General features: G+C 68.2%; 14 protein-coding genes and 1 pseudogene. 12 read left to right on the top strand and 3 right to left on the bottom strand.

The genetic code is table 11. From position 1 onward, the window contains the following. Window positions 1-97 precede the first annotated feature (97 nt). Window positions 98-394, top strand: coding sequence for a co-chaperone GroES (gene groES, locus QU663_RS08330; RefSeq protein WP_009057941.1), 297 nt, complete (start codon window positions 98-100; stop codon window positions 392-394). 92 nt (window positions 395-486) lie between these two features. Here the strand turns inward: groES and QU663_RS08325 are convergent, their stop codons facing one another. Further along, window positions 487-1,317 carry a thioredoxin domain-containing protein gene (locus QU663_RS08325; RefSeq protein WP_021612418.1) on the bottom strand — a complete coding sequence of 277 codons (831 nt, stop codon included), beginning with the start codon at window positions 1,315-1,317 and terminating at the stop codon, window positions 487-489. 103 nt (window positions 1,318-1,420) lie between these two features. After that, window positions 1,421-1,717 carry a WhiB family transcriptional regulator gene (locus tag QU663_RS08320; RefSeq protein WP_003790481.1) on the bottom strand — a complete coding sequence of 99 codons (297 nt, stop codon included), beginning with the start codon at window positions 1,715-1,717 and terminating at the stop codon, window positions 1,421-1,423. Window positions 1,718-2,008: 291 nt separating this feature from the next. Between QU663_RS08320 and QU663_RS08315 the strand changes: the two genes are divergently transcribed. From QU663_RS08315 to QU663_RS08300, 4 genes are all read left to right on the top strand, one after another. Further along, window positions 2,009-2,929, top strand: coding sequence for a MerR family transcriptional regulator (locus tag QU663_RS08315; RefSeq protein ID WP_021612416.1), 921 nt, complete (start codon window positions 2,009-2,011; stop codon window positions 2,927-2,929). Between the two features lie 115 nt (window positions 2,930-3,044). Continuing rightward, the gene (locus QU663_RS08310) at window positions 3,045-4,319 is read left to right on the top strand and encodes an AGE family epimerase/isomerase (protein ID WP_021612415.1); all 1,275 of its coding nucleotides are present in this window, start codon (window positions 3,045-3,047) and stop codon (window positions 4,317-4,319) included. Between the two features lie 146 nt (window positions 4,320-4,465). After that, window positions 4,466-5,989 carry an IMP dehydrogenase gene (gene guaB / locus QU663_RS08305; RefSeq protein WP_021612414.1) on the top strand — a complete coding sequence of 508 codons (1,524 nt, stop codon included), beginning with the start codon at window positions 4,466-4,468 and terminating at the stop codon, window positions 5,987-5,989. 104 nt (window positions 5,990-6,093) lie between these two features. Beyond that, window positions 6,094-6,783, top strand: a complete 690-nt coding sequence (locus tag QU663_RS08300; protein ID WP_034481891.1) for a transaldolase family protein — start codon at window positions 6,094-6,096, stop codon at window positions 6,781-6,783. A 1,559-nt stretch (window positions 6,784-8,342) separates the two neighbouring features. On the opposite strand, the gene QU663_RS08295 is transcribed toward QU663_RS08300, so the two are convergent. Beyond that, window positions 8,343-9,095: an exonuclease domain-containing protein gene (locus QU663_RS08295; RefSeq protein WP_021612297.1), complete on the bottom strand. Its 753-nt coding sequence runs from the start codon at window positions 9,093-9,095 to the stop codon at window positions 8,343-8,345. Window positions 9,096-9,195: 100 nt separating this feature from the next. Between QU663_RS08295 and QU663_RS08290 the strand changes: the two genes are divergently transcribed. From QU663_RS08290 to QU663_RS08260, 7 genes and pseudogenes are all read left to right on the top strand, one after another. After that, a complete protein-coding gene (locus QU663_RS08290) occupies window positions 9,196-10,320 on the top strand; it encodes a GuaB3 family IMP dehydrogenase-related protein (protein ID WP_021612296.1) in 1,125 nt (374 codons plus the stop codon). A gap of 267 nt (window positions 10,321-10,587) precedes the next feature. Next, window positions 10,588-13,161: an ExeM/NucH family extracellular endonuclease gene (locus QU663_RS08285; RefSeq protein WP_304990550.1), complete on the top strand. Its 2,574-nt coding sequence runs from the start codon at window positions 10,588-10,590 to the stop codon at window positions 13,159-13,161. Between the two features lie 62 nt (window positions 13,162-13,223). Further along, window positions 13,224-15,518, top strand: a complete 2,295-nt coding sequence (locus QU663_RS08280) for a bifunctional UDP-sugar hydrolase/5'-nucleotidase (RefSeq protein ID WP_304990549.1) — start codon at window positions 13,224-13,226, stop codon at window positions 15,516-15,518. Between the two features lie 152 nt (window positions 15,519-15,670). Next, window positions 15,671-16,765: a BMP family protein gene (locus tag QU663_RS08275; protein ID WP_021611876.1), complete on the top strand. Its 1,095-nt coding sequence runs from the start codon at window positions 15,671-15,673 to the stop codon at window positions 16,763-16,765. An 88-nt stretch (window positions 16,766-16,853) separates the two neighbouring features. Next, entirely contained in the window at window positions 16,854-18,419 is a 1,566-nt protein-coding gene (locus QU663_RS08270) for an ABC transporter ATP-binding protein (RefSeq protein ID WP_021611875.1), read from the top strand. Further along, window positions 18,416-19,553 (top strand): annotated as a pseudogene (locus tag QU663_RS08265) (ABC transporter permease). The gene QU663_RS08270 and the pseudogene QU663_RS08265 overlap by 4 nt, the downstream one beginning before the upstream one ends. Continuing rightward, the gene (locus QU663_RS08260; protein ID WP_021611873.1) at window positions 19,540-20,820 is read left to right on the top strand and encodes an ABC transporter permease; all 1,281 of its coding nucleotides are present in this window, start codon (window positions 19,540-19,542) and stop codon (window positions 20,818-20,820) included. Before QU663_RS08265 ends, QU663_RS08260 begins: the two are co-directional and overlap by 14 nt. Window positions 20,821-20,827: the final 7 nt, after the last annotated feature.

Genomic DNA, 20,827 nt, shown 5'->3' with positions numbered 1-20,827 from the left:
AGGAAGCGCGGGAACACCCGCGACCGGTCCTGCACCTGACCCCCGCGACGGCAGGGAAAGGACGAGCACCTTCGTGACAAAGAGAAAGGGAACGACAATGTCGATCTCCATCAAGCCCCTCGAGGACCGCATCGTCATCCGTCAGGTTGAGGCCGAGCAGACCACCGCCTCCGGCCTGGTCATCCCGGACACCGCCAAGGAAAAGCCGCAGGAAGGCGAAGTTATCGCCGTGGGCCCCGGCCGCGTTGACGACAACGGCAACCGCATCCCCGTCGACGTCAAGGTCGGCGACGTCGTCATCTACTCGCGCTACGGCGGCACCGAGGTCAAGTACGAGGGCCAGGAGTTCCAGATCCTGTCCTCGCGCGACGTCCTGGCGGTCGTGGAGCGCTGATCGAGCGCTGACGCACGCAACGAGGGGCGGCCCGGAAGGAATCCTTCCGGGCCGCCCCCGTGTCGCGCCCGCCGAGGGCGTTGCCGCTCTGGTCAGGAGGCGGCTTCAGCCGCCTGCGCCAGCACGGTGTTACGCACGTAGGAGGCGTCGCGGAAGCCGGGGATGTAGGCCTTGTTGATAAAGAGCGTGGGCGTGCCGGTGATGCCGGCCTGGTGCGCCTGCTCCTTGGCGGAGGTTACCTTGGCGACGGTGTGTGCGTCGAGCATGGTCGCGCGGAACTTGTCCAGGTCGGGCACGCCTGCCGTGGCGGCGAAGTCGACGAGGGCCTGCTCGGAATACTGGGGGTGTCCGCTCGGGTCGGCCGCCGCGTAGACGGCGTCGTGGAACTCCCAGAACTTGCCCTGTTCGGCCGCTGCGATGCCTGCCTGGGCGGCCAGGGGAGAGGACTCGGTGATCTGCGCGAGGTCATACCACTCGATGCGCAGGGTTCCGTCCGCGACCAGATCCTCAAGCTCGGGGTCGACCTGCTGGGCGAACTTCGTGCAGTAGGGGCACGCGAAGTCGGAGAAGACGACCATCGTGACGGGCGCATTGATGTCGCCCTTGGCCTGCTGATCGCCAGCGTCGTGGCGCATGAACGAGTTCATGATCGACAGGTTGTTCGGATTGGTCTGGCTGGGTTCGGCGCTCTGCTCCGCCGAGGGCATCTGTGCGGCTGTGGTCGGCGTGGCCGCCGGGGTCGCCTGGGACGCCGGAGAAGTGGAGGTGAGCTGAACGCCCATCCACACGCACGCGCCCGCGAGGATCGCGGTGATCGGCGCGGTCACGAAGAAGAGCGTCTTGTAGATGGAGGAAGGGGAGCCCTCGGCGGGCGTCTTCGTCTCCTTGTCCGCGGACGAGGCCGTGGAATCCTTGGTGGTCATGCGTCCTCCCTGGGGAACGTCGATCGGCGTGGTGGGCGATGTTTGGGCACTAAAATGGTGCGGCATCGCGGTGGCGATGCCGCACCGGCAGTGTTGTTGCGCGTCAGGAGACGCGCCGTCCGCGTCCGGAGGAGCGGATCTCTTCGCGTCGTTCTTCCTCGGTCATTCCACCCCAGATGCCGTAGGGCTCCTGGGCGGCCAGAGCGTAGGACCGGCACTGCTCGATCACCGGGCAGGTCGCGCAGATCGCCTTGGCGTTTGCCGCGCGGCGCCGGCGCGTGGAGCCGCGCTCGCCCTCGGGGTGGAAGAACAGCTCGGTGTCCAGGTCTCGGCACGCCGCTTCGTACTGCCATTCCCACGCGTCGATCATGGGGCCGGGCAGACGGGAGACGTCAGTCATTGGGTGCCTCCTTCTTGTCTGTCGTGCCGACACTTTCGGCACACGATGTCCGCAAGAATAGACACTTGCGCGGTAGTTATTCAAGACCCTTTCTAGAAGTATGAGCCAGTTCTCAGAATGTGGGCGTCTGGACAGTGTAAATGCAGAAAAAGTCGCATGTGGTGCCCTGAACCAACATTGAACAACTTTTTGAATAACTTTGAGTTGCTCGTCTCCTCCGTTCCTGTGGCGCTCGCGCGGCCGACAGGCAAGAATCTGAAGGGAGCAGCACTCGAACACGCAGGAGGGGTCATGCCACGAGCCATACTGGCCACCAGCGCGCACGTCGACCGCTCCCGCACCGTGTCCTCCGTCGCCGACGAACTCGGCGTCTCCGCCTCCACCCTGCGCACCTGGGAACGCCGCTACGGCCTCGGCCCCGAAAGGCGCGAAGCCGGATCGCGACGCCGCTACCAACCCGAGGACGTCGAACGCCTGCGTGCCATGGTCAACCACGTGCACGCGGGACTACCCGCCGCCGAGGCCGCCAAGCGCGCCCTCGCCGACGTCTCCGCGCGCCCCGCCAGCAGCCCCCTCAACGCCGCGCAGCTGCGTTCCGTCGCCCTCGCCGACAACCTCCCGCGCCTCGAGGCCGCACTCGAAGCCGCCGTCGCCAGCCACGGCCTCGTCCACACGTGGTCGCGCTTCGTCGAACCCACCCTCAAATCCCTGCGCTCCACCCCCGGCGGCGACCCCGTCGGATGCCCGCCCGCCCTCATGCTGCTCAACGCCTTCCAGCGCGTGTGCCGCTCCGTCCACCTCTCGCGCCCCGCCCGTTCCCTCGTCGGCGGCGACCGCGTCGCCCTCATCGCCGACGCCCTCCACGAAACCCCCGCCCAGGTCATCGGCGTCGCCCTCGCCTGGTACGGATGCGACGTGCGCCTCCTGTCCAGCGAAAACTACGGGGGCGTGCGCGCCGCCGACCGCTTCCGCGAATACGTGCGAGCCGGAGTGCCTGCCCTCACCGTCGTCCTCGGCCACGGCCCCGCCTGCGCCGACACCATCCGCGAACTCAACGCCCGCTACGGCGGCCCCACCATCGTCGTAGGCGCCGACGCCCCCGACGTCCTGGCCCCCCACGTGCAGCGGGTGCGCACGATCAGCGCCTGCGTCGAAGAAGCCCTGGCCCTCCTGGCACCTCACGCCGACCTGCAACTCGTCGGACGGTCCTAACCCGGGCGAGGCCAGCCCGCCCCGTGTTGACGAGCCCTCCGGTCGGTGCGCGCGCAGGCGCCAAGAGTCCTGGTCAGGTGATACCGTGAGGGTACGTACCGGCAGGAGAACAGTCATGAACGCCCCCTGGAACAATGAGGATCTACGCCGCGCTTTCGACGCCGACTTCGACGCGCTCGTCGCCTTCGCGTCCCGGTCAAAGGCCCGGGTCGGCTTCGCATTCCTGCGCGCCGACGGACACGTCGATCTCGGGCGGCCCCTGGACGCCCGCATCAGCGCCCGCATGACCCACGTCTTCGCCCTCGCACAGATGCGCGGCACCGAAGGAGCCGCCCACCTCGTCTCCCACGGCCTCGCCGCCCTGACCGGGCCGCTGCGGGCGGCAAACGGCTCCTGGTACGCCGAGGTCGTCCCCACCTCCGAGACCAGTGCGACGCCGGTTCCACGCGCCGTTTCCTCCCAGCGCGCCCAGTCCGCCATGATCGGAGCGGCAGCCGCCGCCCTCCTCGCGGGCCACGAGGAGGCTCGCGCCCTCCTCGCGGACCTCGACCGCGACCAGGACCAGCGCTGGTGGGACCCGCGCAGTGGCTCCGTGCGCGAAGAGATCGAGGCCGCGACCGGCGCGCGCTCGCCCCTGCGGCGCCTATCCACCAACCTCGACACCGCGCAAGCCTACCTAGCCGCCTGGGAAGCGACGGGGGAGCGCGCCTGGTTCGACCGCGCCCGCTCGATCCTGCGCCTCGTCGGCGAAATCGCCGCGCGCTGCGGCTTCGCCCTCCCCGACCTCTACGACGAGGAATGGCGACCCCTGCCCGCCTCGGCCGACCAGGCCCCCGTCGAGCTCATCCGCCCCGGCGACACGCTCCCCGGCCTCGGATTCAAGGCCGCCCGCCTCATCGGGCAGGTGTACGCGATCCTCATCCACATGGGGGAAAAGCCCGGACCGTGGATGCTCGACACCGCGACCGCGCTCTACGAGCGCGCGCTCGCCGACGGGTGGACGGACGAGGGCGTGGGCGGCATCGTCTACACCCTCGACCCCGTCGGCGTCGTCGCCGCTCCCCAGCGCATGCACTGGGTCGTGTGCGAGGCCGCCAGCGCCGCCCGCGTCCTCGCCGAGGTCGTGGACCCCTCGCGCGCACAGAACATGGCCGTCGACTACGCGCGAGCCATCGCCTGGGCCGACTCCCACGCGCGCGCCGGCGTCGGGCGCTGGATCCACGAAATCGCCCCCGACGGCTCCGTCTCCATGCGCGTGTGGGAAGGACGCCCCGACGCCCTCACCGCCGCCCGCATGCTCGCCCGCGGCTCCGCCCCGATCTACCTCACCGTCACGGGAGCAACCGCCCGGGCCGGCGCCCCCTCGCCCCACGGTCGAAGCGCCGCCTGACCCGCGTCCGGGCCCCAGCCTCGTGCCGTGACGTGCCTCTCCGGGCGGGCGCGCCCGCCCCGCGAGCGAGCCACAGCCTCGCCCTCCCCCGCGCCCCACGCGCAGGTGGTGACGCGAAAGCAGCGCCGACCACCTACAATTGGCCCATGGGAGAACTCGCAACACACGATCCTTTCGGCCTCACCGGCCTCACCTACGACGACGTCCTGCTCCTACCCGAGCTCACGGACGTCGTTCCTTCATCCGTTGACACGTCCAGCCGCCTGACGACAAACATTTCCCTGCGCGTGCCGCTCCTGTCCGCCGCCATGGACACCGTCACCGAAGCGCGCATGGCCATCGCCATGGCCCGCCAAGGCGGCATCGGCATCCTGCACCGCAACCTCTCCATCGAGGAACAGGCCGCGCAAGTCCGCCAGGTCAAGCGCAGCGAATCCGGCATGGTCGAAGACCCCGTCACCGTCGGCCCCGACGCCACCATCGACGAACTCGACCGCCTCTGCGGCCACTACCGCGTCTCCGGCCTGCCCGTCGTGAACGAGGACGGCGCGCTCCTGGGCATCATCACCAACCGCGACCTGCGCTTCGTCCCCCAGGGCGAATGGGCCACCCTGCGCGTGCGCGACTGCATGACCCCGCGCGACCGCCTCGTCGTCGGCCAGGTCGGCATCTCCCGCGAACACGCCAAGCACCTGCTGGCCGAACACCGCGTCGAAAAGCTGCCCATCGTCGACGAGAACGACCACCTGACCGGCCTCATCACCGTCAAGGACTTCGTCAAGACCGAGCAGTACCCCAACGCCACGAAGGACTCGCGCGGGCGCCTCGTCGTCGGCGCTGCCGTCGGCTACTGGGGCGACACCTGGGAGCGCGCCACCGCCCTGGCCGAGGCCGGCGTGGATGTCCTCGTCGTCGACACCGCGAACGGCGGCGCCCAGCTGGCCCTCGACATGATCCGCCGCATCAAGGCCGATCCGACGTTTGCGGGCATCGACATCATCGGCGGCAACGTCGCCACGACCGAGGGCGCGCAGGCGCTCATCGACGCGGGCGTCGACGCCGTCAAGGTGGGCGTGGGCCCCGGCTCGATCTGCACCACCCGCGTCGTCGCCGGCGTCGGCGTCCCCCAGATCACCGCCATCCACCTGGCCGCCCAGGCCTGCGGCCCCGCCGGAGTCCCGCTCATCGCGGACGGCGGCCTGCAGTACTCGGGCGACATCGGCAAGGCCCTCGTGGCCGGCGCCGACACCGTCATGCTCGGCTCCCTGCTGGCCGGCTGCGAGGAGTCCCCCGGCGAGGTCGTGTTCACCAACGGCAAGCAGTTCAAGCGCTACCGCGGCATGGGCTCGCTCGGCGCGATGAGTTCGCGCGGGCGCAAGTCCTACTCCAAGGACCGCTACTTCCAGGCCGACGTCACCTCCGACGACAAGATCGTCCCCGAGGGCATTGAGGGCCAGGTGCCCTACACCGGTTCCCTCGCGTCGGTGATCTACCAGCTCGTCGGCGGCCTGCACCAGACCATGTTCTACCTGGGCGCATCCACGATCTCCCAGGTCAAGGCCAACGGCCGCTTCGTGCGCATCACCAGCGCGGGCCTGCGCGAGTCGCATCCGCACGACATTCAGATGACGACGGAAGCGCCGAACTACCACTCCTCATCAGCGAAGTAATCGCAGGTCGAGCGTTCGCAATGGGCGGGAGCAGCCGGTGGACTGCTCCCGCCCGCGCTATCCTAGTGGTGCGAAAAACCCACGACAGCGCAAAGGAGCCGTCCATGCTCATCCTCATCGATCACGCGAACGTCGATGCGATCGCTAAGACTCTCGAATACCTGCCCATCGACGGCGTGACGACCAACCCGACGATCCTGTACCGCGAAGGCAAGGAACCCCTCGAGGTCCTCCACGCGATCAAGTCCGTCCTGCCCGATGGCGCCCAGCTGCACGTCCAGATCGTCTCCCAGCGCGCCGACGACATGGTCGCCGAGGCACGGGCGCTGCGCGGCGAAATCGGTGGCAACCTCTTCATCAAGCTTCCCGTCACGCACGAAGGCTTCGCCGCTATCCCGCGCATCGTGCGCGAAGGCATGCAGGTGACCGCTACCGGCATCCACTCCTCGATGCAGGGCTTTATGGCCGCCAAGGCCGGGGCTCGCTACGTCGCCCCCTACGTCAACCGCATGGACAACTACGGCATCGACGGCGTGCGCGTCGCCTCCGAAATCCACCGCACCCTGCGCACCTACGACCTGAAGGCCGACGTGCTGGCCGCGTCCTTCAAGAACTCTGAGCAGGTCCTCGAACTGGTCCGTCAGGGTGTCGGCGCCATCACCGCCGCCCCCGACGTGCTGGCCGCCCTCATCAAGAACCCCGCGACAGACGCCGCCATCGCCGACCAGAACCGCGACTTCGGCATCCTGGTGGGCGAGCGACGCACGTGGCTGGATCTCATCAACGACAAGTGAGCCCTGTGTAGAGGCCCGGAGGCGGCGACTCGCCTCCGGGCCTCTCGCATACCCGCGTTGCTGCTGCGCCACCGGTGTTCCGTTGGCTGCGCCACCGGTGTTCCGGGTGCCGTCGGGCCTGCCCACTCGCCGTCCACGCCGCGAGCTTTGCTCGGCGCGTCGGCTCGAAGCCTGGCCAGGCCCCGCGGGCCCGCCCGCTCGCCGTCCACGCCGCGAGCTTCGCCCGGCGCGTCGGCTCGAAGCCCGGCCAGGCCCCGCGGCCCCGTCGGCGCCCTCTACACGGGTCGCGCGTTGCGTGTTGCTCGGCAAAACCCGTGGCCCCCAGGTGTTATCTGGATAGGTTGTGCGCACGTGGATAGGTTATGCGCATCCGGATAGGTTATTAAGCTATCCGGATGTTCGTTACCTATCCGGATGTTGCTTATCTATCCGGATGTGTGTTGGTGGCCGGGGCTGCGGCCCCGTCGGCGCCTTCCTCACTGGTGATGCGTGGTGCGTGTTGCTCGGCAAAACCCGTGGCCCCCAGGTGTTATCTGGATAGGTTATGCGCATCCGGATAGGTTATTAAGCTATCCGGATGTTCGTTACCTATCCGGATGTTGCTTATCTATCCGGATGTGTGTTGGTGGCCGGGAGCCCCAGTCCTTTACGCGGGCGGGACCGCTGCTCATTATCGGTGACCGTGACGCATGCACTGACCCGGTCCTTGACGCGGGCGGGACCGCGCCTGGAGGGGTCTGGGCCGCGAGGACGGTCGCAGGCATGGTTCCTAGGCAATGTCGCACATAATTCCCTTGCGGCTGCTTCAAACATTGAATGTGCATCGGCGGAATTGCAACGTTTTGAGCGGCGCTTGAAAACTGACCGTGGGAAATTATGTGCGACTTTTATTCGGTGAGACCCTGTGGCCCCGTCGGCGACCTTCACACTAGTGATGCGTGGTGTGTGTTGCTCGGCAAAACCCGTGGCCCCCAGGTGTTATCTGGATAGGTTGTGCGCACGTGGATAGGTTATGCACATCCGGATAGGTTATTAAGCTATCCGGATGCTGCTTACCTATTCGGATGTTCGTTACCTATCCGGATGTGTGTTGGTGGCCGGGGCTGCGGCCCCGCCAGCGCCCTCCACACGGGTCGCGCGTTGCGTGTTACGTGACCAGGCCAGCGTTCCCTGCCATACCCTCTGGGCTTATCCGGATAGGTTGTGCGCACGTGGATAGGTTATGCACATCCGGATAGGTTATTAAGCTATCCGGATGCTCGTTACCTATCCGGATGTTGCTTATCTATCCGGATGTGCGTTGGTGGCCGGGAGCCGTCGGGCCCGCCCGCTCGCCGTCCACGCCGCGAGCTTCGCTCGGCGCGTCGGCTCGAAGCCTGGCCAGGCCCCGCGGCCCCGCCAGCGCCCTCCGCACTGGTGGCGCGTAGCGCGTGCTGAGCCGGTCATGCGGCCGCCCACCGGGCGCGGCCTCCGGCCGCTGCCTGGTACATGCGCCGCGCGGAGGACAGCTCGGGCACAACGAAACGGGGGCCGGCCGCCGACCCCCGCCTGAAGCGCCCTTACTGCTGGTCGTCGCCGCGGCCTCGCGGCATGATCTGGGGCCACTCGCGGTCGATGTTTGCATCCTTGCCCTGCTTGCGCAGGTACTTCTCGAAGTCCTCGGCCCAATCCTGGTGGGCCTGGAGCTGGTAATCCATGAGCTCCAGGGCGCTCATCGACGCCAGCTGCGGGTACTTATCCACTATGCCGGCGAGCACGTCAAGCGTCATGGCCACGTCGACCTCGGCCGTGTGAGCGTCCGGGGAGGCGACCGCGCCATAGACGGGAGCCATCTCCGTCAGCGTCTTCTTACCCTTGCGGAAGCGGTCGAGCTTCCGATCTAGAACCAACGGGTCGACGACCAGCATCGGCGCGCCTTCCAGGCGCTCCTCGAAGGAACCCAGGCGGTGGCGGCGCAGCTCCTGGTTGACCAGCGTGATGTCATAGGTCGCGTTGAAGGCTACGACCGGGTAGCCGCGCAGCCAGTGCTCGACGATGGAACCGGCCAGCTCGTGCAGGACCTCCTCGATGGGGCGGCCGTCGCGGCGCGCCTGCTCAGTCGTAATCCCGTGGACGGCCGTGGCCTGCTCGGGGATCTCGACGCCCGGGTCGGTCAGCCAGGTCGCCACCTGGTCGGGGGCGCTGACGCCGGACCGGTAGGAGGCACCGTCGATGCGCAGCACCAGCGCGGCGGTGACGAGGCGGTCCTTGAGCGCGCGCACGCCCGTCGTCTCGGTGTCAAAACCCATCCACGGGTCGTCGATCCAGCTCATGATTGCTCCTGTCCTTGCCGGTTCCTCCAGTGTGGCAGAGGGCGGGCACATCTGCGTCCCGGAGGCGGTAGAAGCGGGAAGAAGGCAGTAGAATCTGTCCATGAGCCACGAAGTCGAAATCGGACGCGGCAAGCGCGGTCGGCGCGCCTACACACTGGACGACATAGCGCTCGTGCCCGCCCGGCGTACGCGCGATCCCGAGGACGTTAACGTCGGCTGGCAGATCGACGCCTACCACGTCGACATTCCTCTCATGGCCGCCCCTATGGACTCGGTGATGAGCCCGGAAACCGCGATCGCCTTTGGTCGCCTCGGTGGCATCGGCGTTCTGGATCTGGATGGACTGTGGACCCGCTACGAGGATCCCACCCCGATTCTTGATCAGATCGCTCACCTGGGCGAGGAGGAGTCGATCGCGACCCTCCAGCGCGTCTATTCGGAGCCGATCAAGCCCTCGCTGATCACGGAGCGGCTCAAGCAGCTGCGCGAGGCCGGCGTGGTCGTCGCCGGCAAGCTCTCGCCCCAGCGCGTCCAGCAGCATTGGCGCGCGGTCGTGGACGCGGGCGTCGACCTGTTCATTATTCGCGGCTCCACAGTGTCCGCCGAGCACGTGTCGTCGCGGCGCGAGCCCCTCAACCTCAAGCGCTTCATCTACGAGCTGGACGTCCCCGTCATCGTCGGAGGCGTGTGCACGGACACGGCGGCCCTGCACCTGATGCGCACGGGCGCGGCCGGCGTCCTCGTTGGCTTTGGTGGGGGAGCGGCGCACTCGACGCGCCAGTCGCTGGGCGTGCACGCGCCGATGGCGACGGCGATCGCGGACGTGGCGGCGGCCCGGCGCGACTACATGGACGAGTCCGGCGGTCGCTACGTGCACGTCATCGCGGACGGGGGCATTGGGCGCAGCGGTGACCTCGCGCGCGCGATCGCGTGCGGCGCGGACGCCGTCATGCTGGGTGCGGCCATCGCCCGCGCGGAGGAGGCGCCGGGGCGCGGCTGGCACTGGGGCTCCGAGGCCACCCACCCGGACATGCCGCGTGGCCAGCGCGTGCGTGTGGGGACGACGGGCACGCTCGAGCAGATTCTCTACGGTCCTTCGACCCGCGCGGATGGATCGCTGAACTTCGTGGGTGCCCTCAAGCGGACCATGGCCTCGACGGGGTACGCGGAGGTGAAGGACCTCCAGCGCGCCCAGGTGGTCGTCTCCCCGTATTCGGCGTCCTGATTCTCGCTCGTCGAGGGGGACGAGGCCGGGGCTGGGGGTCACGAGGCCGGGGAGCGCCACGAGGCCGGGGCTGGTTTGTCGCCCACGAGTGACCTTCCTGAACGCCCGCCCGCTCTCGGGCAGATAGCGAGGGAATTTTCTCGCGCGGTTCCATTTGGGCCCGGATGCGCCTACACTTGTCACAACTCGTGTTGCCGTTGGTAAAGACGCCTGCGGCGCGGGGCTCGTTGGCCCCTCACGGTGAGGTGAGGTTGAGAGGATATCCCGATGAAGTACGGGACACGGTCGCTAGCGGTACTCGGTGCGCTCGCGCTATCCGCGATGGGGCTTGTACCCGCGTCGTGGGCGGTCGATGTCGACCAAGCGAGCGTGGTGGAAGCGACCCAGTCGGGCGCGGTGGAAGCACACAAGAGAGAAGCAACGCAGGGAGAGGCCGCGCAGGTCCCCCAATCAGACACCGCACAAGCCGCTGCGCCGCAAGCCTCGCGGGCTGACGCTACGCCGCTGCCCCCCTCGAATGGCGCCCAGACAACACCGGCAGATGCCGCGCACCCAGCCAAGGCGGAAGCGTCGGGTGCCGATGCCTCGCAGGCAGGCGGCGCGGACGCCGCCCTGGCAGCCCATGCGGGCGGCCTACAAGCCGCGCAGCCTGCCCTTCCCGCCCAACCCGGCAATGCCGCGCAATCGGGGGAACCCGGCCCCGGCCTCGTCGATACGCCCATCCCGGATATTCAGGCCGTGGGTGCGGGGGATGACTCCGCGATGATGGGAGCCACCGTCACCACGGTCGGCGTCGTGACCGCCTCCTACCCGGCCGCCGAATCGGGGTTGGGCGCCACCCTGGACGGATACACGATCCAGACCCCGGGCTCGGGTGGTGCGTGGGACGAAGGGCGCGCGAGTTCGGACGCGCTCTTCGTCTACGCGGGGAAGAACGGCCAGGTCCCGGCCCCGGGGACGTGCGTGCGCGTCACCGGAACGGTCGGGGAGTTCCCGGCGACGAGCGCGACGGGCAATCCGCAGAGCCTCACGCAGCTGTCCGCCACAGGATTCGCGCAGGTTGACGGGTGCGAGGCCGTGGCCCCCACTCCGGTCACCGGCGTCCCCGCGGATGGTCAGGCGGAGCCCTACGAGTCCATGCTGCTCGCACCCCAGGGCACGTGGACGATCACCGACAACTACCAGACGAACCAGTATGGAACCCTGGCGCTCACGCCTGGCCCGGAGCCGCTGCGCTCGGCGACCGACGTGGTCGCTCCCGGCCAGGCGGCCCGCGACTACGAGGCCGCCAACGCCGCGCGGGTGATCGCCCTTGACGACGGCACGAACACGAACCTGCTCAAGGGCGCGGCGACGGAGGTTCCCTACGCGTACCTGGCAAACGGCGCTCCCGCGCGCGTCGGCTACCATGTGTCCTTCGATGGGCCCGTGGTGCTCGAGCCCCGGCACGGCTCCTTCGTCTTCCAGCCGACCTCCATGGTCGCCGGGCACCCCGACCGATCGCCCGTCACCATCACCGGGCAGCGCCCGGGGGCGCCCACGGTCGGAGGGGACACGCGCGTCGCCACCTTCAACGTCCTGAACTACTTCTCCGACCTGGGGGTCGACGAGGCCGGGTGCACGGGATACCCGGACCGCACGGGTGCCTTCGTGACCGCGAAGAAGTGCAGGGTGCGCGGAGCCTTCTCCCGCGAGGCCTTCGCCAACCAGCAGGCCAAGATCATCGCCGCCATCAACGCGCTCGGGGCCGACGTGGTCGCCCTGGAGGAGATCGAAAACCCCCTCGCCGTCGGGAGCGGCACGGACCGCGACGCGTCCCTGGCCCGCTTGGTCGATGCTCTCAACGAGGCGGCGGGGGCTGGGACGTGGGCCTACGTGCCCTCCCCGCCGATCATCCCGGCGGACGAGGACGTCATCCGCGTCGCCTTCATCTACAAGCCCGCACGCGTCAGCCCCGTCGGGTCCTCCGTTATCCACGATGACCCGGCCTTCACGGGCCTGGCGCGCCAGCCCCTCGCCCAAGAGTTCGCTCGCGTGAGCCTCGAACGCGCCGCTGCCCCCACCTTCGTGGTCATCGCCAACCACTTCAAGTCAAAAGGCTCCGTGCCCGAAGGCGCACCCGCCGGCAACGCGGACAACGGGGACGGACAAGGCAACGCGAACGCGATCCGCGTCGCCCAAGCCAGGGCGCTGGCCTCCTTCGCGGCGCGCTACGCCGACAAGCCCACGCTGCTGGTCGGCGACTTCAACTCCTACTCGCAGGAGGATCCGATCAAGGCCCTGGAAGGTGCCGGGTGGGCGCGCGTGTCCGGCGCGGGCCCCGCCTCCTATGTGTATTCGGGCCGTTCGGGCTCCCTCGACCACGTCTTCGCCAACGCCGCCGCCGAGCCCCTCCTGGCTGGGGTGATCAGCTGGGCCGTCAACGCCCAGGAGTCCATCGCCTTCGAGTACTCGCGCGCGGGCATGAACGCGCACCTGTCGGTCGAGGCCGACAACCCCTACCGCTCCTCGGACCACAACCCCGAGATCATCGGGCTCACCCTCCTCGGCGCCGACCCGGCCCCCACGCCGGGAGCGGCCCCCACGCCGGGAGCGGCCCCCACGCCGGCGAGCCCACCGACTCGCCAGCCCGCCATCCCCGCTCCGAGCCGAGCCGCCCGGCCGGCCACGGCCTCGTCCCGGCCTTCGGGGGCGCCGGCGCCCGCGAGCGCCCGTCAGCGCCTCGCCCGCACGGGAGCGAGCGCTGAGGCCGCCATCGGGATCGGAATCTTCCTCGCGGCGGCGGGAGCGGCCACCCGCGCCGGGGCGCGACGTTTCGCGTGCGGGCGCAGGCACCCCTAGGCATTCATTCATCCCATCCACGACTCGACGCGGCGCCGTTGCCGCTCAGAAAGGAATACACCATGCGCAGACAATGGACGCATCTGGCGCTCGCCTCGGTGGCCGCGCTGGCCCTGGCCTCGCTGCCGAGCCAGGCGGCCGCAGCCGGGCAGGACGAGGCCTCACAGGACGAGGCCGCGCCGATCACCCTGGACCTCTACACGCTCACCGACGTCCACGGGCACATTCAGCAGGTCACCAAGAAGGGAAGCGTGCGCGAGGCTGGGCTGCCCGCGATGAACTGCTACCTGAAGAAGGCACGGGAGGCCAACCCGAACTCGTCCTTCACGCTGCTGGGCGACAACATCGGTGCCTCCCCCTACATCTCGGGGGCTCTCAAGGATAATCCGACCATCGCGGCCCTGAACACGATGAACCCCCTGGCCTCGACGATCGGCAACCACGAGCTGGACATGGGGCAGGCCGTCTTTAAGCAGCGTGTCGACGGCTCCAACCCGAGCGAGTATGTGCAGGCGACCTTCCCGTACCTGGGGGCCAACATCGAGGGCATGGGCACCTACGGGGACGGCACCCCCTACCTGGGGGACTACAAGGTGTGGACGTCGCCCTCGGGCGTGAAGGTCGCCTTCATTGGGGCGATCGCGCAGGATGTGCCGTACAAGCTCAGCCCCGGAACGACGGCGGGCCTGACCTTCACGGATCCGATCGCTCGCATTAACTCCCTGGCAGCAGAGCTGAAGACGAGCGGCAGGGCCGACGTCGTCATCGCCATGCTGGACGACGACGTGAAGAACAACTACGTCAAGGTCGGCAAGGACGTCGACGGCCTCATGGGCGGGGACACACACGTGCCCTACGAGTTTGACCACGTCAACTCGGTGGAGCACTTCGAGTCCGCGAACCCGCGCCTGGCGGGCGTCGCGTCGGGTTCCTACACAGACAACCTGGGCCTGATTCGCCTGACGATTGACCCGGCGACGCGGCAGGTGACGAGTGCCGACTCGATCCTTATCCCGGCCGCCACGGTTGCCGAGTGCGGTGCCGACCCGGCCACGCAGGCAATCGTCGATCAAGCCGAGGCCGACTCGAAGGAAGCGGGCAAGCGCGTCGTCGCGACCGGGTATAGGACCCCCTTCATGCGCGGCGTGTTCACCACTCCTGACGGCGCGACCGAGCCGGGGTCGAACCGAGGCATCGAGTCGTCCCTGGGCGACCTGGTGGCCGATTCCCTGCGCGAGACCATCCTCACCCCGGACGGGAAGAGCGTCGACATCGGCATGATCAACGCGGGCGGCCTGCGAGCCGACCTGGTGCCCGGCGAGGACGGCACGATCACCTACGCGCAGACCTACGAGGTCGAGCCATTTTCCAACGAGCTGGGGTATGTGACGCTGAAGGGATCGGACGTCAAGGACGCGCTTGAGCAGCAGTGGAAGACGGATTTGAACTCGCAGAATTCCCGTCCGATGCTCAAGCTTGGCCTGTCCTCGAACGTGCGCTACACCTACGATCCTGCCAAGCCCTACGGGGAGCGTATTACCTCGGTGATGATCAACGGCGAGCCCCTGAAGGCCGACGCGACCTATACGGTGGGTTCGGTGACCTTCCTCCTGGCGGGTGGCGACTCCTTCGAGGCCCTGACCCGCGGGGGTGCGGCGGTCACGAATGGGAACCTGGACCGCGACTCCTTCAACGATTACTTGGCGCGCCACTCGGGCGTCGCGGACCGGGCTGCGGGCGCCTCGGGTGGCCTGACCCCGCGCGAGGCCAAGTCCTCCATCGGCCTGACCCTGCCCACAGAGGCGGTGGCCGACGGATCGACGGTGACGATCCCGCTGCGCGGCCTGTCCTTCTCCGAGGGACCCTCCATCACCTCCAAGGTGCGCGTGAGCGCGGGCGGGCCGCAGGCGGTGTCCGAGGTCAATAACTCCCTCGTGGACGCGCACGCCTCCGACGCTGCCGCAATCATTACGACGGACGGCGCCGGGCAGGCGAGCGTGACCGTGACGGTCGTGGGCGCGTGCGAGGGCAGGGCGGCCGGCGAGGTCGTGACCGTTCCCGTCACGGTGGCCACCGACTTCGCGACGGTCGTCGAGGCCTCGGACGGAGTGACGATTCCCGTGACCTGCGCGGGCGCCGCCCCCGCCCCGTCGGCTGACGCCGGGGATAGCGGGCAGCCCGGCGCCGCCCCCGCCCCCGTCCCCTCCAAGCGGGGCAGCGCCGGTGCGCCGCGCGGCGGGTTGGCTCGCACGGGCGCGACCACGCAGGGACTGCCTGTCGCCGTTGCGATGGGCGCGATCGGGGTGGCTGGGTTGTGGGCCCGTCGCCGCAATCGTTACCAAAGCGAGAACAAGTAGCCCTTGACATGGGAGGAGGCGGCGCGGGACACTTCGATCAGACGTAAAAGTCGACTCATACAAATGTTCGCGCAACGGTTGCGCGGACAGAGTCCGCGGCCCGCGCCGCCACCGATTCGCAGAAGAATCCACATCAACAAAGGAACACACTCATGAAGCACCTCACGAAGCTCGTCGCTGCGGCGGGGATCGTCACGCTCGCGCTGGCCGGATGCGGCGGTGGCACAACCTCCAACGGAGGAGGGACAACCAGCGAGGCCAAGGACGCCTCCACCTTCAAGGCATGCGCGGTCTCCGACGCCGGCGGCTGGGACGACAAGTCCTTCAACGAATCCGCTTACAACGGCCTCACGGCTGCCCGGGACAACCTGGGCATCCAGATCAACACGGCCGAATCCAGCTCGGACACCGACTTCGTGCCCAACGTCGAGGCCATGGTCTCCGACGGCTGCACCCTCATCATCGGCGTCGGCTTCAACCTCGAGCAGGCCATCCACAAGTCTGCGGAGCAGAACACGGACCTGCACTACGCCCTCGTCGACTCCAGCTTCACCGACGGACAAGAGACCGTCACCCTTGACAATGGCCGTCCGCTCCTGTTCAACACTGCAGAGGCCGCCTTCCTCGCGGGATACGCCGCCGCGGGCATGACGAAGACGGGCAAGGTCGCCACCTTCGGCGGCATGAAGATCCCGTCGGTCACGGTCTTCATGGACGGATTCGTCGACGGCGTCGATGCCTACAACAAGGCCAAGGGAACCAGCGTGCAGGTGCTCGGCTGGGACAAGGCCACGCAGAACGGCTCCTTCACCCAGGACTTCGACAACCAGACGCTGGGCAAGGAGCAGGCGCAGCAGTTCATCTCCCAGGGCGCCGACATCATCATGCCGGTGGCCGGCCCCGTGGGCCTGGGCGCTGCGGCGGCCGCGAAGGCCGACGGCAACACCTGGATCATCGGCGTGGACTCCGACTGGTACGAGGCCAACCCCGACTACTCCTCGATCGTGCTGACCTCCGTCATGAAGGAGATCGGCGCGTCGGTCGAGCAGACCATTAAGGATTCCGTCGAGGGTAAGTTCAGCTCGGACCCCTACGTGGGTACGCTCGCCAACGGCGGCGTCTCGCTGGCTCCCTTCCACGATTTCGACGCGAAGGTCTCCGATGAGCTCAAGGCCGATCTGGCCAAGCTCACCGAGGACATCAAGTCCGGCAAGCTCGTGATCGAATCGCAAAACGCCCCGAAGTGATGCTGTGAGGGTGGGGCTGGCGGCTGAGGCCGCCGGCCCCACTCGGGCAGTGGGGTGCCGCCCAGTCGCAAGGGGGAAGGCCCACGGAATGAAACTAGAGCTGCGGGGGATCACGAAGAGGTTCGGTCCCCTCATCGCCAACGACTCGATCGACGTGACGATCGAGGAGGGGCACATCCACGCCCTGCTCGGAGAAAACGGCGCGGGCAAGTCCACGCTGATGAACGTCCTGTACGGCATGCTCGCCCCCGACGAGGGGCAGATTCTCATCGACGGCGAGCCCGTCACCTTCAAGGGCCCGGACGACGCCGTCGCGGCGGGCATCGGCATGGTGCACCAGCACTTCATGCTGATCCCGGTCTTCACGGTCGCCGAGTCCATCGCGCTGGGCTTCGAGCCGACCGGACCCGCGGGCATCATCAACCGGGAGCGGGCACGCCGCACGGTGCTCGATGTGTCGGCTCGTTTCGGTTTCGACCTCGACCCCGACGCGCTCATCGAGGATCTGCCGGTGGGCGCTCAGCAGCGCGTGGAGATCGTCAAGGCCCTGTCTCGCCAGGCGAAGGTGCTGATCCTGGACGAGCCGACGGCGGTGCTGACACCGCAGGAGACGGACGAGCTCATGGCGATCATGCGCCAGCTCGCCGACTCCGGAACCTCCATCGTCTTCATCACCCACAAGCTGCGCGAGGTGCGCGCGGTCGCCGACGAGATCACCGTGATCCGGCGCGGGAAGGTCGTGGGACAGGCCTCCCCGAAGGACTCCGAGGCGTCCCTGGCCTCGCAGATGGTGGGGCGCGAGGTCCTCATGCGCGTCGATAAGGCCCCCGCGCGGCCCGGCGGCCCGGGCCTCGTCATCGACGACGTGTCGCTCCTGGGCGCCGGCGGCGTCGCGGAACTCGACCACGTGTCCCTCGAGGTGGCGCGCGGGGAGATCCTCGCGGTGGCAGGCGTGCAGGGCAATGGGCAGACGGAGCTCGCGGAGACGATCCTGGGCCTGCGCATTCCCAACAGCGGCACCATCACCCTCGCGGGCGCCGACATCACGCGCGCGAAACCGCGCAAGTCCCTGGATGCGGGCCTGGGCTTCATCCCCGAGGACCGTTCGACGGACGGCATCATTTCCTCCTTCTCGATCGCCGACAACCTGGTGTTGGATCAGTTCGACGCGGGCGAGTTCGCGCTCGGCCCCTCGCGCAGGCTCGGCGCGGTGGCCCGCAACGCGCGCGAGAAGCAGGAGGAATACGACATTCGCCTGACCTCGATCGACGACCCGGTCTCCTCCCTGTCGGGCGGTAACCAGCAAAAGGTCGTCGTGGCGCGCGAGATGTCGCGTGACCTGACGGTGCTGGTGGCCAACCAGCCCACCCGCGGCGTCGACGTCGGGTCGATCGAGTTTATTCACCGCAGGATCGTGGACGTGCGCGACCAGGGGTGCGCGGTGCTGCTGATCTCCTCGGAGCTGGACGAGGTCGTGGCGCTGGCCGACCGGATCGCCGTCATGTACCGCGGTCGCATCGTCGGCATCGTGCCCCCGGACACGAGCCGCGACGTGCTGGGCCTCATGATGGCGGGTGTCCCCGTGGACGAGGCCGTGGCCGCTTCCTGCGGATCAACGCTAGAGCGCGGGGCAGCCGGGAAGGAGGAGCGATGAGTGCACGCGCGAGTAAGGGGATGGGCTTCGTGATACAGGTTTTTCGTATCCGGTGGCTCGTCTCGCTGTTGGCCGTCGTCATCGCGTTTGCCATCGGGGCGGTCTTCATTGTCCTGGCGGACGCCTCCGTCCTCGATGCCTACTACGCGATGTTCCGCGGGGCTATCGTGGATCCGCAGGCCCCGACCTTTGTGCGCATGGTCAAGCCACTGACAGACTCCCTGTTCTATGCGATCCCCCTGATCATCTCGGGGTTGGGCCTGGCCTTCGGTTTCCGCGCGGGTCTGTTCAACATCGGCGGCAAGGGCCAGATGATCATGGGCGCGCTCGCGGCCGTGTGGGTGGGTTTTTCGCTGAGCCTGCCGCCGGTGGTGCACACGCTCGTTGCCCTGGCGGCGGCGATCGTCGCGGGCGCCGCGTATGGCGGCATCGCTGGCGTCCTGAAAGCGAAGACGGGCGCGAACGAGGTGATCGTGACGATCATGTTGAACTCGATCGCAGCCCTGGCGCTAGGCTACGTGTTGACGCAGCCGGCGTGGCAAAAGCCCGGTTCGAACCAGCCGATCACCCCTAACGTCGCCGATTCGGCGGCCCTCACGGCGTTTTTTAAGGGGCCGATCAAGCTGCATGCGGGCCTCATCGTCGCGCTCGTCGCGCTGGCGTTGTTCTGGTGGCTGATGGAACGCTCCACGCTGGGCTTCCAGATTCGCGCGGTGGGCGCCAACGCGGCGGCCGCCCGAACGGCGGGCATTTCGGTCGAGCGCATCACGGCGGTCACGATGGTGATCTCGGGCGCGTTCCTGGGCCTGGCCGGGGCGAACGAGGCGTTGGGGACCCTCGGGTACGTGTCGCGTGACGTGGCTGGTTCGATCGGCTTCGACGCGATCACGGTAGCCCTGCTGGGGCGCAACAAGACCTGGGGGACCTTCGGGGCTGGGCTGCTCTTCGGGGCCTTCAAGGCGGGAGGTTACGCGATGCAGGCCAAGGGCGTGCCGATCGACATGATCCTCATCTTGCAGTCGGTGATCGTCCTGCTGATTGCTGTTCCGGATGCTCTTGCGGTGGCCGTTCCGGCTGTCCGGCGTCGACGCGACCGAGCAGGCGCGAAAGGAGAAGGCTGATGAGCACAAGTGAGTCCGTTGCAGTCCCGCGGGTAGAGGTCAAGCGTTCCTGGAAGCTCCCCGGCATCTACGTGGCCGCCGCCGTTCTGCTCCTTGTCTTCGCGATCTCCACGCGCGGCGACGTGACGATCCGCCTGAACGACAAGTCGCAGTCCTACGAGATCCCCGACATCGTCACCGCCGGTGCCCCCATCGTGTGGGTGCTTGCTGCCTTGACGATCGCCATCACCGCGTGGACGATTCTGGCGACCGCGCGGCGCATGACGCGCAGCACGTGGGCGCGCGTGGGTGGGATGGTCCTTGTCGGCCTATCGACGATCCTGGGATTCCTGTTCTACGCGGGCTCGGATTCGACAGGGGCGGTGACCCTGACCTCGACGCTCGTCTCGACGGTGGCGATCTCAACGCCGCTCATTTTCGGCTCCCTGTCGGGCGTCGTCTCCGAGCGCGTCGGCGTCGTCAACATCGCGATCGAAGGTGACCTCCTGGTGGGGGCCTTCGCGGGCGTCATGGCGGCCTCGTACTTCCAGATGCCCTACGCGGGCGTCATTGCGGCGCCCCTCGCGGGCGCGGCCCTGGGGGCGCTGCTGGCCCTTTTCTCGGTCAAGTGCGGGGTGGACCAGATCATCGTCGGCGTCGTCTTGAACGTGCTGGCGCTGGGCCTGACCACCTTCCTGTACGGGACGGTCATGAAGGAAACTCCGGGGAGCCTGAACACCAACCAGTTCTCGCTGTCCCCGATCAAGATTCCCGGCCTCGCCGAGATCCCGGTGATCGGCCCGGTGCTGTTCAATCAGACGATCCTCGTCTACCTCATGTACGCGGCCGTCATCGCGCTGGCCTTCTTCCTGTTCCGTTCCCGCTGGGGGCTACGCCTACGCGCCTGCGGTGAGCACCCGCGGGCGGCGGACACGGTCGGCATCAATGTGGGGCGCACGCGCACGCTCAACACGATCCTCGGCTCCGCCTTCGCGGGCCTGGGGGGCGCCTTCTTCACGATCGGGTCGGGCCTGGCCTTCACGGACAACATTTCCGCGGGCAACGGCTACATCGCGCTGGCGGCGATGATCCTGGGCAAGTGGAACCCCGTGGGTGCCATGGGGGCGGCCGTCATGTTCGGTTTCGCGCAGGCCCTGGCCCGCATGCTGCCCAACATCGAGCCCGCGATCCCCGCCGACTTGGTCTCGATGATCCCCTACGTGGTGACGATCGTCGCGGTGGCCGGTTTCGTCGGCAAGTCTCGCGCGCCCGCCGCCGAGAACGTCCCCTACGTGAAGTGAGGGGCCG

The organism is Schaalia sp. HMT-172, assembly GCF_030644365.1.
Lineage (GTDB): Bacteria > Actinomycetota > Actinomycetes > Actinomycetales > Actinomycetaceae > Pauljensenia.
The sequence above is the reverse complement of the archived record's forward strand: the minus strand, read 5'-3'. Positions and strand labels throughout refer to the sequence as shown.